Origin of the sequence: Mucilaginibacter sp. L3T2-6, from assembly GCF_030519355.1 — a bacterium.
Lineage (GTDB): Bacteria > Bacteroidota > Bacteroidia > Sphingobacteriales > Sphingobacteriaceae > Mucilaginibacter.
This window is the reverse complement of sequence record NZ_JAUMKC010000013.1, coordinates 150,223-166,475: the sequence shown is the minus strand read 5'-3', so window position 1 is coordinate 166,475 and position 16,253 is coordinate 150,223. Positions and strand designations below refer to the sequence as shown.

Below are 16,253 nucleotides of genomic sequence, written 5' to 3'. Positions count from 1 at the left end.
TGTCCCCATGCCTTTAATTTACAAAATCTCTCCCGCTTATACAAAAAAACCGCCTCATAATTTTACTTATGAGACGGCCTCTTTTTCTTTTTCATCTTTAATCATTGGTCTTTTACCTTTTATCAAAAAAAACTACCTTTATCCGCGAACCTATTTGTAACCCATGCCCTACCAAAACAGAAGATCAAGCTATACAATTTTTATTTTGATCTTTGTTGCCATAAAAGTCGGGCTGAATTTAATGGCCATATCCCATTTCGGTTTTCACCGTGACGAATTACTGCATCTCGTCCTGGCAGACCATCTGGATTGGGGTTACAAAGAAGTCCCTCCTTTTATAGCGCTATTGGCTAAAAGTACTTTTATGCTGTTTGGTCATTCGGTTTTTGCAGCGCGCATCTTTCCAACAATCGCCGGGGGCTTAATTGTATGGCTCACCGGGCTGATTACCGTAGAACTCGGAGGGCGCAGGTTCGCCATTGCCTTGGCCTGCCTGGCTTTAATATTCTCGCCAGCCTTTGCAGCGAGCGACTATCTTTTTCAACCCGTTGTTTTCGACCAGCTTTGGTGGGTTATGGCGGTTTGGCTGCTGGTAAAATACTGCAACACCTCCTCTGTAAAATACTTATATATACTTGGTATGGTTATAGGGGTGGGCATGCTTACCAAATACACTATGGCATTTTTCACCTTCGCGCTGATTATAGGCCTGGTGTTCAGCAAAAATCGCAAGCTACTGATAAACAGACACATTATTGGCGCCGCATTACTGGCATTGTTTATATTTTTACCAAACCTTATCTGGCAGTTTACCCACCATTTACCCGTAATAACACATATGAAGACGCTGCAGGAGCAGCAACTCGACTATAACAAACCTTCTGATTTTATTAAGCAAACACTGTTAGATAACGGCATAGCCCTTTTTGTATGGCTTACCGGCTTTATGTTCCTGCTGTTTTCTTTCCGCCTTCATAAGTTCCAGTTCATTGCGGTGGCTTTTGTACTGATATTTGGCTTTCTTCTGGTAATGCACGGAAAACCGTATTACCTGTTCGGAGCATTCCCAATGCTTTTTGCGGCAGGCGGCTTTGGCTTTGAGAGGTGGCTAAAAACGAGCGGCTATGCATCACGTATGGCTGTCATCACCCTGTTTACCATACCGAATTTAATATTTTTTCCGATGGCGTTGCCCATCTTTTCCATTAACCAAACACTTGCGGCTATTAAATTTCTAAATGAAAAAATTCCCATGACTAAGTTTGCCACAACTTGGGAAGACCATAAACAGCACCCGCTTACGCAGAATTATGCAGACATGTTCGGTTGGGACACCATGACCGCCCTGGCGGCGAAAGCATGGAATGAGCTTACACCCGAACAGCAGAAACAGACCCAAATTTACGCTGATAACTATGGCGACGCAGGGGCCGTGCACCATTTCGGCAAACAATACAACCTGCCCGAAGTAATCTCGCTAAACAGCAGCTTCACGCTGTGGGCGCCCGACAGCCTTAATGCGAAATATATTATTTATGTGGATGATCAGGGCGGTAAAAATATCGAAAGCTTCTCATCCGCCCTAGAAAGTTACCGCAAAATCGGCGAGGTGGATAACCCGCTCGCCCGCGAGTATGGAACGGCCGTGTTCCTGCTGGTTAATCCCAAAGCTCCGTTAAAAGAGCGGTACGCTAAGGAATTAGCGAGGAAAAGGCTTGAGTAATTCATGGGTGCAGAATACATTAAAATCAGACTGTATCAATTAAACATTTGAAAATTGAGTAACTAAACGATGCGCGGATTAAAAACCATTATCTTTTTACTGATTTCCAACACGTTTATGACATTTGCGTGGTATGGGCACCTTAAATTCAAAGAGTACGACTGGGGCAAAAACCTGGGGTTAATTGCCGTTATATTTATTAGCTGGGGTTTGGCCTTTTTTGAATACCTATTCCAGGTACCGGCAAACCGGGCAGGTTTTAAGGGAGATGGCGGGCCTTTTACCCTGGTTCAGCTTAAAACAATACAAGAAGCCATTACCCTTACCGTATTCATGCTGTTCAGCATTGTGTTTTTTAAATCAGAAAAGCTGGGCTGGAACCATTTGGTTGGTTTTGGGTTGATAGTGCTGGCGGTATTTGTGATATTTAAAAAGTGGTGAAAATAGACGAGCTTGTTAATGCACAACGGAATTTAACTTCCCATTCACAATCCTATCCGTATAATCCTGTATAAAAGCCTTACAATCTTCCATGCCTTTATTCATCTCGGCATTTTTCGGGCCACTTAGCAGGTTTTTAGACAAGCCTTTATCCTCAATGCTATAGATGCCTGTAAAATCCTTACCATCGAATAAATAAATATAATTACCCTGCATCATTTGGTAAATGTTGCCAGGGGAGTTAATTACCCTTGGCGTTTCATCGGGGAGATTACTGATCAGGCTCCTTCCCCACGACCGGAATGGTTTCTCATATCCAATCAAATCCGCCAGGGTTGGATAAATATCCATCTGCGAAGCTAAATCAGTCCGCACGCCTTTTAGCTTGTAGGCCTTATTGGGACTAAAGAACAAGATCGGTATTGCGAACCGGTTCACAGGCTTGGCATATTCAGGGTAATAGGTTTGGCTGGTATGGTCGGCCACAAGAACGAAGATGGTGTTGTTATACCAGGGCTGTGTCTTAGCGTAATTGAAGAATTCCCGCAGCGCGTTATCGGTGTATTGTACGCATTTATCCAACTCCAGCGGGCCACCGGCAAAGCGTGTCTTATACTTTTTGGGGACGCGGAAAGGATCGTGTGACGATAGGGTAAACAGCGTCGACATAAACGGTTGTTTCTGTTTGCTTAAGGTCCTGCCTACGTACTGAAAAAAAGGTTCGTCCCATATTCCCCATATTCCGTCGAAATCTTTTTCGTTATTATATTCGGTTTTGCCATAATATTTTTGGATGCCGAGGATATTGCCAAAACCCTCGAATCCCATAGAGCCGTTTGATGCTCCATGAAAAAATGATGTCTGATAGCCCATGCTATCGCAAATGGATACGATAGATTGTATCTTTTGTTTGGCATACGGGGAGGAAGTGAACGCTGTTTGGAAAGATGGTATACCGGCAAGTACCGACGACATAGCATGTATAGATTGCCGGCCATTGGCAAAGGCATTCGTGAATATCAGGCTGCTGTCAGACAGCGAATCCAAAAACGGTGTGTATGACTTAAATCCCGGAATATGTGAGTTTCTGTTCATACTGCCCCAAAACTCACGGGCCATACTTTCCATTATGATAACCATTACATTGGGCTTCGTAACCGGATCATCGTGGTATCGCTTAAAAGGCTTTATGCTGGCGTTAATATAAGCCTCATCCGTCCATTTCTGCAATTTAAAGCTGTTACTATTGAAGGTACGAAAGATGGCAAAAGGCGTATTTAATATTACGTCGCCCTGGTTCGGTACAGTCATGTGCTTATAGGCGTCAACCATATTTATTGGCCGGGTGCTGTGTTTAAAATCGCCCCTGATGCCGCCAACCATCAGCGTAACAATAATGAGCATACCAACAAGAGAATAGGCAAAATATGCAGCTGCTGGCTTTACCTTGACCGGCTTAACCTTAACCTTTTTATAAAGCCATATCCAGCATGCTGAACAGATCACATAGATCAGGAATAGATAACCATAACGCCACCAAAAATGCTCGAACAGCATTCTTTTATTATTTTCATCCACCAGCAGGTCAAGCGTTGCCCGGGTAGAACGCACCTGGCTAAAGCGGTAATAAACAATATCAACAAAGTTTGTGGCATAGGCCACCAGATTAGTAACGAAATACAGGATAGTGATGCCTTTTTGAAATCCGGGCCGCGTATTAAACGTAAGGGGCAGGATACTTAATATGATAAACAGGCTGTTGATATACAGTAAAGCAGTTGTATCAAAAGCAATACCATAGTAGCATAACCTTAACAAAGTGCTTAAGGAATTGACTTCGAGCAGGTGCGTATTGAAGGCGATAAATAAAACCCTGCTGATAAAATAAAAAAGGTATCCTAAAAATAACCTGTAAAGAAGGACTTTATATTCGTTTAGCCGGATAGGGGTATTCATTAAAATGCATTCTATTGTTCAAAGATAACGCCTGAAGAATAATTATTTAACAATTACCTTACCTTATATTAAATATGACAAAACAAACGGTTAGCCCCCGCCAAAAGAAGCAATACTTTCCATATGAGTGGCTAACCTAATAACTTTCACCTTGGCCATTTACCGCTTAGGCAGAGATGGCATTGATAATGTCATATTGTGTAATAATTTCAAATTCGCCGTTAACCTCTACCAGCACTGCAATATTGTCTTTATTTATCATTGCCGAAATTTTATCTATGGAAGTATTTAAATCCACAAAAGGGAAAGGGGCTGTAGTAATGTTTTTTATCGGCTGCGACTTGATAGACGGATTTTCGATCAGTGAGTTAAGAATATCGCTTTCTGTTATTTTGCCTATAACCATATCTTTCTGCGTTACAGGTATTTGTGAAATATTCAGCGCCTGAATAGTAGTGATAGCCTCAAGAACGGTTTTCTCGCAATCGATAGTAATTATTTGCTGATTTTCTTTTTTGGCGATGATGTCACGTGCAGTAAGCTTTTCATCTTTCAAAAATCCGCGGTCACGCAGCCAGTCATCATTGTACATCTTGCCCAGGTATCGGGTACCATGGTCAGGGAAAATAACTACCACCACATCGCCTTTTTTGAACCTTTCCTTCATCTGCAGCAAACCGGCGATACCAGAACCTGTAGAGTTCCCCGCAAAGATGCCTTCCTTCCGCGCGATCTCACGGGTCATTAACGCAGCATCCTTGTCTGTTACCTTTTCAAAATGGTCTATTAAATTGAAGTCGACATTCTGCGGTAAAAAGTCCTCACCAATACCTTCGGTAATATAGGGATAAATCTCATTTTTATCCATAATACCCGTTTCCTTATATTTTTTAAATACAGACCCATAAGTATCAATGCCTAATATCTGTATCGCAGGGTTCTTCTCTTTTAAATATCTGGCGATACCGGAAATAGTTCCGCCTGTGCCCACGCCTGCCACCAGGTGGGTTATCTTTCCTTCAGTTTGTTCCCATATCTCGGGCCCTGTGGATTCATAGTGCGCCTGCGAATTGGAGAGGTTATCATATTGGTTTGGTTTCCATGAATTTGGAACCTCCCTTTCCAATCTTGAAGATACTGAATAATATGAGCGTGAATCCTCAGGTTCGACATTAGTCGGACAGACAATTACCTCGGCTCCAAACGCACGTAATGCATCGAACTTTTCTTTGGATTGTTTGTCTGTACTCGTGAAAATACATTTGTAGCCTTTTATTACCGCTGCAATTGCTAAGCCCATGCCGGTATTACCCGAAGTGCCTTCAATAATGGTACCACCGGGTTTAAGGCGGCCATCGGCTTCTGCATCTGCTATCATTTTGAGTGCCATCCGGTCTTTGATAGAATTGCCGGGGTTGGTTGTCTCAATCTTGGCTAAAACCGTTGCAGGAATGTCTTTAACTACTTTATTTAACTTAACCATTGGCGTATTGCCAATAGTCTCGAGTATATTATTATACCACATAATTTTAAGTTTGAAGCCCGCTTGCGGGTTGGTTGGGTCAAAATTAGCTTTAACTTTTCAGATTTACGAACGAAATCCCTCCTCGTCAGCCAGCCGCCTCACGTCTGCTGTTAAAATATAAGGTGTTTTACTGTCAGCCCGTTGTTAATCAGTTGCCTCAATGATTCAATTCCTATTTTCAGATGTGTTTCAACATACTGCTCGGTAACACCCGAATCACTCTCGGCAGTTTTGACACCTTCGGGAATCATTGGCTGATCGGAGACCAGCAACAATGCGCCGGTAGGTATTTTGTTGGCAAAGCCTGTGGTGAAAATGGTTGCTGTCTCCATGTCTATCGCCATGGCTCTCAACCGCTTCAGATACTTTTTAAACTCCTTATCATGCTCCCAAACCCGGCGATTCGTGGTGTAGCAGGTGCCGGTAAAATAATCGCGGCTAAAGTCGCGTATGGTAGTAGAAATGGCCTTTTGCAGCGCGAAAGCCGGTAGAGCGGGCACCTCAGCAGGCAGATAATCGTTTGACGTACCTTCGCCGCGAATCCCTGCTATCGGCAGTATCAGATCGCCCAATTTATTTTTCTTTTTAAGGCCTCCGCATTTGCCCAGAAAAATAACTGCCTTGGGTTTTACTGCGGTCAGCAAATCCATAATTGTTGCGGCCACCGAGCTTCCCATACCAAAATTAATAATAGTAATGCCGTTTGCCGTGCAGCTCTGCATAGGTTTATCCAATCCGAGTATGGGAGCGTCGTCGTTCCATTGAGAGAAAAGCTGTATATATTTCGAAAAGTTAGTTAGGATAATGTATTGTCCAAAATCAGCAAGCGGGCGGCCGGTGTAGCGTGGCAGCCAATTAGAAACTATAGCTTCCTTAGTTTTAAGGCCAGGGGTGACGGGGGTATGTACTTCTTTAATCTTCGTCGCCAGTTCCTTTGGCATTTCGTCTTTCTTTACATCTAATTCTTCATTCATGGTATCTGTCTTTAAATATCGTGAAGCCGCCTCTGATATTCGAATCGCCCTTACATGGAAGACTCAAAGCGGCCAAATGTGCGGATACAACAAACCCCGGCGTTAACCAGGGTTTATTTGCGTCCGTAAATATAAGTTCTGGTTATATGCTTATGGTTAAGCTACCTTTAATTTTTTAAGATCTGATTTTTCAAACTTCTCGTGCGCGTAATCCAATGTCACATTAAGCCGCTTTATATCCTTTTTTGAAGGAAACTCAAACATTGCATCGATCATAATCGCCTCACAAATCGAGCGCAGGCCACGCGCACCTAGTTTAAATTCAACTGCTTTATCAACAATAAAATCAAGCACTTCGTCATCAAATTCCAGCTTCACGCCTTCATAGTCAAACAGTTTTTTGTACTGTTTCAATAATGAATTTTTCGGCTCGGTGAGGATATTGTGCAGAGCCTCCCTGTCAAGCGGGTTCAAATAGGTTAACACGGGTAAACGGCCGATCAACTCAGGTATCAAACCAAATGATTTTAAGTCCTGCGGTGTAATATACTTATACAGGTTCTTCAAATCTATCTCGCCGTCATCGCGTTTCATTTTGTAGCCCACGGTTTGGGTTCGCAAACGCGAAGCGATCTTTCGTTCGATACCATCAAATGCACCTCCGCAAATAAACAGGATATTGTTGGTATTAACGGTGATCATTTTCTGGTCGGGATGCTTACGGCCGCCCTGCGGCGGAACATTCACGTTAGTACCTTCCAGTATTTTTAATAAGGCCTGCTGAACGCCTTCGCCAGAAACGTCACGGGTAATCGAAGCATTGTCGCTTTTTCTGGCGATCTTATCAACCTCGTCGATATAAACAATACCGCGTTCGGCTGTTGCCACATCATAATCTGCAGACTGCAGCAAGCGGGTCAGGATACTTTCGACATCCTCGCCCACGTACCCGGCCTCGGTCAATACCGTGGCATCGCAAATGCAAAATGGTACATTTAATATTTTCGCGAGCGTTTTGGCCAGCAGGGTTTTGCCAGTGCCGGTCTCCCCTACCATAATGATGTTCGACTTCTCAATCTCCACATCATCTTTTTCAACTCTTTGATTCAGTCGCTTATAGTGGTTATAAACAGCTACCGAAAGAATTTTTTTGGCATCGTCCTGGCCTATCACATATTGGTCGAGATGTGCCTTAATTTCAGCCGGCTTAAGAACTGCGGGCGCCGAAGGAGAGGTTTTTACTTTGCGCACCTTCAGCTCTTCAGCCAGTATTTCGTTAGCCTGGTTAACGCACTTATCGCAAATATGAGCGTCAAGACCGGCAATCAGCATCAGGGAGTCTTGTTTACCTGCACCACAAAACGAACACCTGATCTCCTTGCTGTTTTTGTTCATGTTTACTTTTTCTTAATTCAAATTTAATAAAAAGTCCGGAAGTCCGCAAGTCAGTAAAGTCCAAAAGTGTTGCTTAAGGATTCTCTGACTTAAAAAACTCCTGTTCTATGTTCCGGACTTCCGGGCCTTTCCGGCTTCCAGACTCAAATTATTTTTTTGCGTTGCTTCCCCGCAACACCTCATCAATCATTCCGAACTCTTTTGCTTCGTCAGCAATCATCCAGTGGTCGCGGTCTGAAGCATCCCAAACCTTCTCGTATGGAGCACCACTATGATCGGCTATAATTTGATATAACTCTTTTTTCAATTTAGTAATCTCGTGATACGTAATTTCTATATCACTTTGTTGCCCCTGTGCACCACCTGATGGTTGATGGATCATTACCCTTGCATGTGGCAACGCAGCTCTCTTACCGGCCGCACCCGCGCAAAGCAATACTGCGCCCATGGATGCTGCCATACCGGTACAAATAGTCGCTACATCGTTCGATATAAACTGCATGGTATCATAAATACCCAAACCGGCATATACGGAACCGCCTGGCGAATTGATATAGATCTGTATATCGCGCTTGCCATCAGCCGATTGTAAGAAAAGCAATTGAGCCTGAATAATGTTTGCGATATTTTCATAAATCGCGTCGCCAAGGAAAATAATGCGATCCATCATCAAACGCGAGAAAACGTCCATCTGTGCAACGTTCAACTGGCGCTCTTCAATAATATACGGCGTCATACCGGTTGGCACGGTAGTAATGCCGCCTGCAGGGATATTAGCCCGTTCAACATTACCGATAAATTTATCTACATAAAGACTGTTAATGCGGTGATGCTTAACAGCATATTTCCTGAATTCATTTTTATCAATGTTACTGCTCATGATTTTTTTGTTAGATGCGGTTTTAATCGCGATAAATATAGTTGTTACTTAAATACTTTTAACTACAGAAAGTTTTTTGAAAGTAAATTTATTTGGTGGAAAAAGTCCGGAAATTTATTAAAGATGAAATCATGTTGCAGCTTTTCAGCGCAATGATCAGGTTTTCAGCTTTAAAGAAATTATTGCAAAAACAAAAGCCCGAAAGCAAGATCAATTCTCCCACTTTCGGACTTTACTGAGTTTATGAACTTTACCGGCTCGTTATGCAGCCAGCTTCGAAAACTCTGTATAAGTAATTTCTTTCGGTTCCAGGGTAACTACGCTTTTTATATAGTCAAATACCTTCAGCGCTTTTACCTCTTCAAAAATCTTGTTAGCGTTTTCTTTATTTTGAAGATATTGAACTGTGTATTGTCCAAGCTGCTCGTCAGTTAACGGGGTCATACTGTACATCCGGAACTGCTGCTCCAGGCGAAGCTTCGCTAAATCGAAAACCTCTTCATATTTCAATTCAAGACCATTGTCTTTAACAATCTTGTTTTCAATTAACGTCCATTTCAGGTTCTGTGCAAAATCAGCATATCCTGCCGCCAATTCTTCGTCCGTAAGCTTTTCATTTGTTACCTGCAGCCATCGCTTTAAAAATTCGTCAGGCAGCTCGAAATTAACTTTATTTAAGCCATATTTGTAAATATCGTTCTGCAGCTTACGATCCGAATCCTGCTGCATCATCATTTCGATTTCTGCAGTTATTCTTTCCCTGAAGCCTTCCTCAGTGGTAACCTGGCCTTCGCCAAATAATTTATCAAAGAACTCCTGGTTTAAATCAGACTCTTCCAAACGATTAACATTTTTAACGGTCAGCCGGAAGTTTGATTTTAACTCTGCCGCTGTTTCTTCGTCTATCTTTAATAAACCTGCAATTTTAGCTGCATCGTTGTCAAAAGCTTTCTGAATATCCAGCGTTATCTCGTCTCCTTTTTTTAAGCCGATTAAAGAAGATTTTATTTTTTCGTCTTTAATCTGATCCAAGCGTACAGAGACTGTGTTGCTGATGCCTTCCTCAAAAACAGAACCATCCGGCGAAAGTTGAACTAATTCGGCATAAAGCACATCATCATCTGCCGATACGTCAGGATTTGTCATTTTGCCATAGCTGCGGCGGATATTTTTTATGCGCGCTGCCAGGGTTTCGTCATCAACTTTAATAACATACTGGGTTAATTTATCATTCGTTGAAAACTCAACGTTAAATTCAGGCGCCAGGCCAATCTCGTAGTTAAACTCGAAATTGTCAGCAAAATCCCAGTTATATTCTTTGTCATCGTCGCGCTTTGGCAAAGGCTGTCCTAAGACTTCTAATTTTTCGTCTTCCAGGTATTTATTCAATGTGTCCGAAAGCAGGTTGTTAATCTCATCAACTAAAATACTTTTGCCATACATTCTTTTAATGTGCGACGGCGGCACCATCCCCGGACGGAAACCTGGTATCTTAGCTTTCTTAGCCTGTTCTTTTATAGCTTTTTCTACGCGTGGCTGATAATCTTCCGGGTTGATATTAATTTTAACAACTGCGTTCAGGTTATCAATTTTTTCCTGTGATATATTCATCTTTTACCGGTATTTTAACTTATATCTATTTGTACAGGCAGCTGTAAAACTATAGTTATTAAAGCTGCCGCTTTTTGGAGGTGCAAAGGTATGAAAAAAGTCGGATAATCATTAAACGCAACAAAGACTGGAAGATAAAAGTACTTTTCAGTAATAGCCGGGTTTGGTGCGGTATCACTTTTATACCCGCGAGGCAATAAAAATACATGGCGATGAATAAAATCCGTCGCCATGTAAATAAAACATCTGGTCTTTAATGCGAACCGGCCTGTGCTGCAAAGGTGTTTGCCTGGAAATGATTGACTTTATTTTTTACCGATTTAATTGTTCTTAAGTAAGCGTAAATCGACTTGAGATCGCCTTCAGTCATACCTGCATAATCATACCATGGCATAATTGTTTGCGGATCGGTTGGCGATACTGCCATTGTTCTGGTTATATCTGCAAAATTCTTAAACCGCGCCACAAAAGCTGCACTTGTCCAGGTACCGATACCGGTTTCTTTATCAGGTGTGATATTGGCTGAGTTAATGGCATTATTCCCGATCCTAAAGCTACGCCCGCCTGCAAACTCCATTCCCGGAATCATTTTGCCTTTTACGTTTTGAGTATGGCAATCCATACATGCGCCAGCGTTAACCAGGTATGCCCCGTATTTAAGCGTGTCCGATGGATTTGGTAAGGCGCCCAGGCTTGCCTTTTGCGGCATGGTATGAACCAAAATATTTAACGGAAAGTTATAAGAAGCACGTGGATAAGCAGCATTAACAGGCTGTAAGGTACGTATATAGGCAATTATTGCATACACGTCTTCTCGGCTTAATTTGGAGTAGTTTGGCCATGGCATCAATGGAAAAATCGCAGAGCCATCTTTACGGACACCAGTAGTTATCGCCCTGAAAATCTCGCCATCTGTCCAGCCCTTTAAATTAAACGGGGTAATGTTAGGCACATGCACGCTGCCCGGGAAGTTGACTTTTTCGTCAAATACATCACCGCCCTGGCCGGGTTTGCCATCAAGTACCGGCCCTGCAAATTTTGTAAAATCGCGCCGTGAATGGCAATCGGTACATAACACAACGTGGCTTACCAGGTATTTACCGCGTGCTATGGTTTTTGCGTCGGCAGGTACATGAATATCTTCGGCATCACCCACGTTTGGCAGGGCTAAAGTGATGTAAGAAATGGCGCCGGCGACAACTAGAACAAAAACAACGACGAGATAAAGTAAAAACTTTCTCAGCTTTTTCATGATTGGGTTGGGTTGAATTAATAGTTTAAAATCAAGTTAAATTAAATAAAATTTGTAACATGACCAAGCAACCGGTCAGAACGTTACAATTTTTTTTATTTATTTGCCGAAAGCGGGGTAAACTAATTTAATTGACCTTTTCTACTGATGCGCCATCGGAATTATTGGCGTTAACTGTCTGCGGATTACCACGATACTTAATTACAGAGCCATCGCTGCCATGAACATTCAGGGTATTCATTACATTCAGCTCTCCGAATGAGCCATCGGATGCCCTTACCCAGCTTGTACCTGTAATGAAGTCCTTTGCATAAACTTTACTACCATCGCTTAGCTGAATCTCGCTGCTTGACGCCTGTCCTTTCAAATCCAATTCGGAAGCATCACTCGACCTGATTGTTACTTTAGTTGCAGTCAGATCGGCAGTTATCCGGGACCCATCCGAAAGATGAATGGATACGTCCCGCCCGTTTAATTTACCATCTGATACAATTTCCGAAGCGTCTGAGGCTTTGAGTCCTTCAAGCATCCGTACAGGTACTTTGATAATCATCTCACCGCTGTTACACAAGTTCTTTTTGGTATAAATGCGAAGAGTACTGCCGCTTACATTCGTCCGGATGTATTTTAAAAGGTTATCATCAGCTGTAACGGTTACTGTGCTTGAGCTATCCTGTTTTACTATAACCTTGAATGATTCAGATACGTCGATTTTAGTGAAATCTCCGGGCTTCCGGTTTTCGGTAATCTGGTTGCCAGAGCCGCGGATGCAGTGAAACCGGCAGGATGACAAGCAGGCAATCGAAATGACGCCAATTAAAACAAATATCGGTAGTTGCAGCTTTTTCATGTTTTTTAGGTCTTTGGACGTTGTATTGTGTTTTTACGTTACATCAAATTTAAAAAAAGCTGTCATTAACCGGCAGCTTTTAATTTTATACAATACTTTCGTTCGGGATTACTGAACATCGGCTAGATCCAGTGTTTGGCTGCCAGCCATTGATTGTGACCCTATTTTGGTTGAATGAACGGTTGAAAGGTCTTTGTGATCTACATTCTGTTCGCGATCGCATTTTAAAGTATATTCAGTAACTGATCCGCTCAGGCAAACTTTAGCATTGTCGTTTACAGTAACATCTGTCGAAAAAGAGTCTAAGTTCAATTTAGCGAAAGCATTGTCGTGCAGGTCAACATCGAACTCTATTTTTGAGATATTTCCAAATGATTTCACCTCGACGTTATCAAAAGCAGATATCGAGCGCAAGTCGTTTGCAGTAACCCAGACGATTAATTTATCGGCTTTATAAGAAGCAATCCTTAACACACCGCTTTTGCTTTGTACAAGTGCGGTTTCGCTATAATATTTGTTGTAAACTTTTACCTGGTCTGCAGCGCCGTCGCTTATATAAAGCTCAACGTTGCCGCGAACTTCTATTTTGTTGATGGCGCTAACGTCGGTTAAAATTGTGTAGTTATCATCAGCATTTTTAGCTGTGGCTGCATTAGCTGTATTTGTTACTCCGATGCCTAAAACTAAGGCGGCGAAGATGGTTATGATTTGAGTTTTCATGATATGTTTTATTTTGAGTGTCAACTAATTATAATCTCTAAATTCTTAATACACTAATAAGACGAACACAATTTTATAACGTTACAGCAATGCGGCCCCTATTAGGTGTGGTGCGGGTTTTTCCCGGTAAACCCGGTATTTAGGTCGGTGAAATTGAAGCAAAAATTAACGTAAAAGCCAAAGGCTGAAAGGTAAAAGACATGACACAGTTGATTTACCGGAAAACTGTATCTTGGCTTGGTAAATAAATAATATGAAATATGTTTTAGGTGTCGACGTTGGAACCGGCAGCGTTAAGGCCGTTGCTGTGAATTTATCCGGTCAATCATTTGCCGATGGCCAGCAATATTATACCTACAACTCTCCTAAACCCGGCTACCACGAGCAAGACCCCGAATTGATATGGCAGGCTTTTAAAAACTGTTTAGCAGGCATTGTTACAAAAATTGGCACACCGCCATTAGCAGTTAGTTTAAGCAGCGCTATGCATAGTTTAATCCCTGTTGACGAAAGTTGCAAGGCATTGACGCCAATGATGACGTGGGCCGATAACCGCAGTGCGGGCATCGCTAACCGTCTGAAGTCAACTAATGAAGGCATGGATATATATGAGGCAACGGGGACGCCGCTGCATGCGATGTCGCCGCTTTGCAAAATCATCTGGATCCGGGAAAACAACCCCGGCCTGTTCAGCCGGGTTCAAAAATATATTTCGATAAAGGAGTTTATCTGGTTCAAACTCTTTGGTGAATTTAAAATAGATGAATCATGCGCTTCGGGTACAGGGTTGTTCAATATCACAAAGCGGACCTGGCACGATGAAGCACTGCAAATGGCCGGTATAACCATACAGGAACTATCACAATCTGTTGCTACAGATTATAGCAATAATTTGCCGGGGAGCACGCCGGGATTTACTTTCCTTAAACCGAACACACCTTTCTTTATCGGCGCAAGCGACGGATGCCTGGCCAATCTTGGTAGCATGGCTATTGAATATGGTATTGCAGCAGTGACGATTGGCACCAGCGGGGCGGTAAGAGTGGCCAGCAATAAGCCGCTGCCTGATCGCACCGCAATGACGTTTAACTACATTTTAGATGATACCATCTTTATCTGTGGCGGCCCTATAAATAACGGTGGTATCGCCCTACAATGGTGGTTAAAAAATAACAAGCCAGAACTGGATGAAAATGACTATGAAAATTTTTTCGCAGAAATAGCGGCTGTACCTGTTGGTAGCAGCGGATTGATATTTCTTCCGTATCTGACTGGCGAGCGCGCACCGATATGGGATAGTGAGAGCTGCGGCACTTTCTTTAATGTAAAGCTGCAGCATAATCACGCTCATTTTTCCAGGGCTGTTTTAGAGGGCATATGCTTTGCTCTTAAAGACGTGCTGGATGCCGTTGAGCAAAACGCGGAGCCTGTTACACAAATAAATATCAGCGGCGGCATCACCCGGTCGCAATTATGGATGCAAATACTGGCCGACATTACCAACAAAAAGATAATAATGGCGCAAAGCGATGATGCCTCGGCGATTGGCGCCGCATTTATGGCGTTAAAGAACTTGAGATTAATCACGAAATACCCTCCGGCGGATTCTTCAGCTCTGAAAATTTTTGAACCTGCAGCAAGCAACGCGACAGTTTATGCCCGGCAATTCGCCATTTATAAACAACTGTACCAAAATTTAAAGGGCATAATGCACGTGGCGGCAGCAGATAATCCCTGATTATATTTTAAGAACGTTCGGTGCAAGACTGGTAAGCACTGGCGCCAGGATAGCAAGACTTACCTGCAAACTTTGCATCGGTGTCTCCTGAATTAAAAAGATAGCAGACAGGGTTTTCTTATCCCCATCTAATTCGGCCTGCGGAATATCATGCAGCATTGTTGCGCCTTTATAGCGCAGGCGGTAATAAATCGGCATATATAAAAGACCCAGAAAAAAGGTAAACAGGAGTCCATAGAGGTAAACAAAATTGTCCGGGAAAATATCGATGCTAAAAGTTACTTCGGTTAATATCGACCTGCGCAGCGCATCAGTTGTGAGAATTGAAAAAACGATAAGTATCGCATCAACCAGAAGGAAAAACTTCAACTGGTTGCGTAGCAGCAAAAACTTTTCGCCCACTTTTTTCTGCTCCGTCTCAGACATACCCGTTATACGCTCAGGCAATTTACCCACTGCATAGTTTATAATCAGTTTCCCGGTGATGGCTATTAAGCCAACCCCAAGACTTGTCAGTACAACAATGTTAAGTGCGCCGGGATGATATAGCAATATTTTAAACCTGTCCATGATATCAAAGGCCTGCAGCATATAACTATTCTGCTGTGCATAAACAAGAGCGCCACCAAGCAGCAAAACAGCTGCAATAGATTGCCAAACGGCCGCGCCAGGTATGCTGAATATCCTTACAAGGTCTTTTATAGATTTTATTATAACTGGCGCCAAAGCAAGTGAAATTCCGATCATTATTGAAATCAAAGACATCCAAACCAGAAAAACCGAATTATATTCAAAAAACAGGCTTTTATACGGCATGTTGCCGGTTGTTTTGATATTTCCAAGCTTAACCGCATTTGCTTTGGCTACACCATGATGAGTTACTACCAACGTATCAACAACCTCAGTTTTTCCGGGCCCCGCTAAAACATCAGTATTTTGCACAGCTATGTATTCTTTATTAAAACCGCTTAGCCGGATGTCTCGCACCAGTAATTGTTTTGTAACTATCATACCACAGCCACCCAAAAATATTATAACTAAAATGTAAAGGGCCTTAGGCGTTGGCGTTTGTAATATTTGCCGCATGTGTAAGGATGTAGAGTTTTAACTGCTTAAATATAAAAAAACCTCGCCCGGTTCACAACAAAAAAGCTACCTGCGTTACACAGATAGCTCCCGTAGTATATG

At 42.5% G+C, this 16,253-nt stretch carries 13 protein-coding genes; 3 read left to right on the top strand and 10 right to left on the bottom strand.

Annotation, left to right across the window (positions count from 1 at the left end):
- Window positions 1-163 precede the first annotated feature (163 nt).
- Window positions 164-1,723, top strand: a complete 1,560-nt coding sequence (locus Q3W13_RS15565; protein ID WP_302865266.1) for a glycosyltransferase family 39 protein — start codon at window positions 164-166, stop codon at window positions 1,721-1,723.
- A gap of 69 nt (window positions 1,724-1,792) precedes the next feature.
- Window positions 1,793-2,164 carry a DMT family protein gene (locus Q3W13_RS15560; protein WP_302865264.1) on the top strand — a complete coding sequence of 124 codons (372 nt, stop codon included), beginning with the start codon at window positions 1,793-1,795 and terminating at the stop codon, window positions 2,162-2,164.
- 15 nt (window positions 2,165-2,179) lie between these two features.
- Here the strand turns inward: Q3W13_RS15560 and Q3W13_RS15555 are convergent, their stop codons facing one another.
- The 9 genes from Q3W13_RS15555 to Q3W13_RS15515 form a co-directional block, all read right to left on the bottom strand.
- Entirely contained in the window at window positions 2,180-4,120 is a 1,941-nt protein-coding gene (locus tag Q3W13_RS15555; RefSeq protein ID WP_302865262.1) for an LTA synthase family protein, read from the bottom strand.
- A gap of 166 nt (window positions 4,121-4,286) precedes the next feature.
- A complete protein-coding gene (locus Q3W13_RS15550; RefSeq protein WP_302865261.1) occupies window positions 4,287-5,645 on the bottom strand; it encodes a pyridoxal-phosphate dependent enzyme in 1,359 nt (452 codons plus the stop codon).
- Window positions 5,646-5,755: 110 nt separating this feature from the next.
- Window positions 5,756-6,619, bottom strand: coding sequence for an AMP nucleosidase (locus tag Q3W13_RS15545; RefSeq protein WP_302865260.1), 864 nt, complete (start codon window positions 6,617-6,619; stop codon window positions 5,756-5,758).
- A 156-nt stretch (window positions 6,620-6,775) separates the two neighbouring features.
- Window positions 6,776-8,014, bottom strand: a complete 1,239-nt coding sequence (gene clpX, locus Q3W13_RS15540) for an ATP-dependent Clp protease ATP-binding subunit ClpX (protein WP_302865259.1) — start codon at window positions 8,012-8,014, stop codon at window positions 6,776-6,778.
- A gap of 148 nt (window positions 8,015-8,162) precedes the next feature.
- Window positions 8,163-8,894 (bottom strand): ATP-dependent Clp protease proteolytic subunit, encoded by a 732-nt coding sequence (locus Q3W13_RS15535; protein WP_302865257.1) that lies wholly within the window; start codon window positions 8,892-8,894, stop codon window positions 8,163-8,165.
- A gap of 261 nt (window positions 8,895-9,155) precedes the next feature.
- Entirely contained in the window at window positions 9,156-10,505 is a 1,350-nt protein-coding gene (tig, locus tag Q3W13_RS15530) for a trigger factor (protein ID WP_302865256.1), read from the bottom strand.
- A 253-nt stretch (window positions 10,506-10,758) separates the two neighbouring features.
- On the bottom strand, window positions 10,759-11,757 hold the full coding sequence (locus Q3W13_RS15525) for a c-type cytochrome (RefSeq protein ID WP_302865255.1): 999 nt from the start codon (window positions 11,755-11,757) through the stop codon (window positions 10,759-10,761).
- Between the two features lie 127 nt (window positions 11,758-11,884).
- A complete protein-coding gene (locus Q3W13_RS15520; protein ID WP_302865253.1) occupies window positions 11,885-12,607 on the bottom strand; it encodes a head GIN domain-containing protein in 723 nt (240 codons plus the stop codon).
- Window positions 12,608-12,715: 108 nt separating this feature from the next.
- The gene (locus Q3W13_RS15515) at window positions 12,716-13,327 is read right to left on the bottom strand and encodes a DUF2807 domain-containing protein (RefSeq protein WP_302865252.1); all 612 of its coding nucleotides are present in this window, start codon (window positions 13,325-13,327) and stop codon (window positions 12,716-12,718) included.
- 253 nt (window positions 13,328-13,580) lie between these two features.
- On the opposite strand from Q3W13_RS15515, the gene Q3W13_RS15510 reads away from it, so the two are divergent.
- Window positions 13,581-15,065: a gluconokinase gene (locus Q3W13_RS15510; protein WP_302865250.1), complete on the top strand. Its 1,485-nt coding sequence runs from the start codon at window positions 13,581-13,583 to the stop codon at window positions 15,063-15,065.
- On the opposite strand, the gene Q3W13_RS15505 is transcribed toward Q3W13_RS15510, so the two are convergent.
- Entirely contained in the window at window positions 15,066-16,076 is a 1,011-nt protein-coding gene (locus Q3W13_RS15505) for a hypothetical protein (protein WP_302865248.1), read from the bottom strand. It lies immediately after the preceding gene.
- Between the last annotated feature and the right edge of the window lie 177 nt (window positions 16,077-16,253).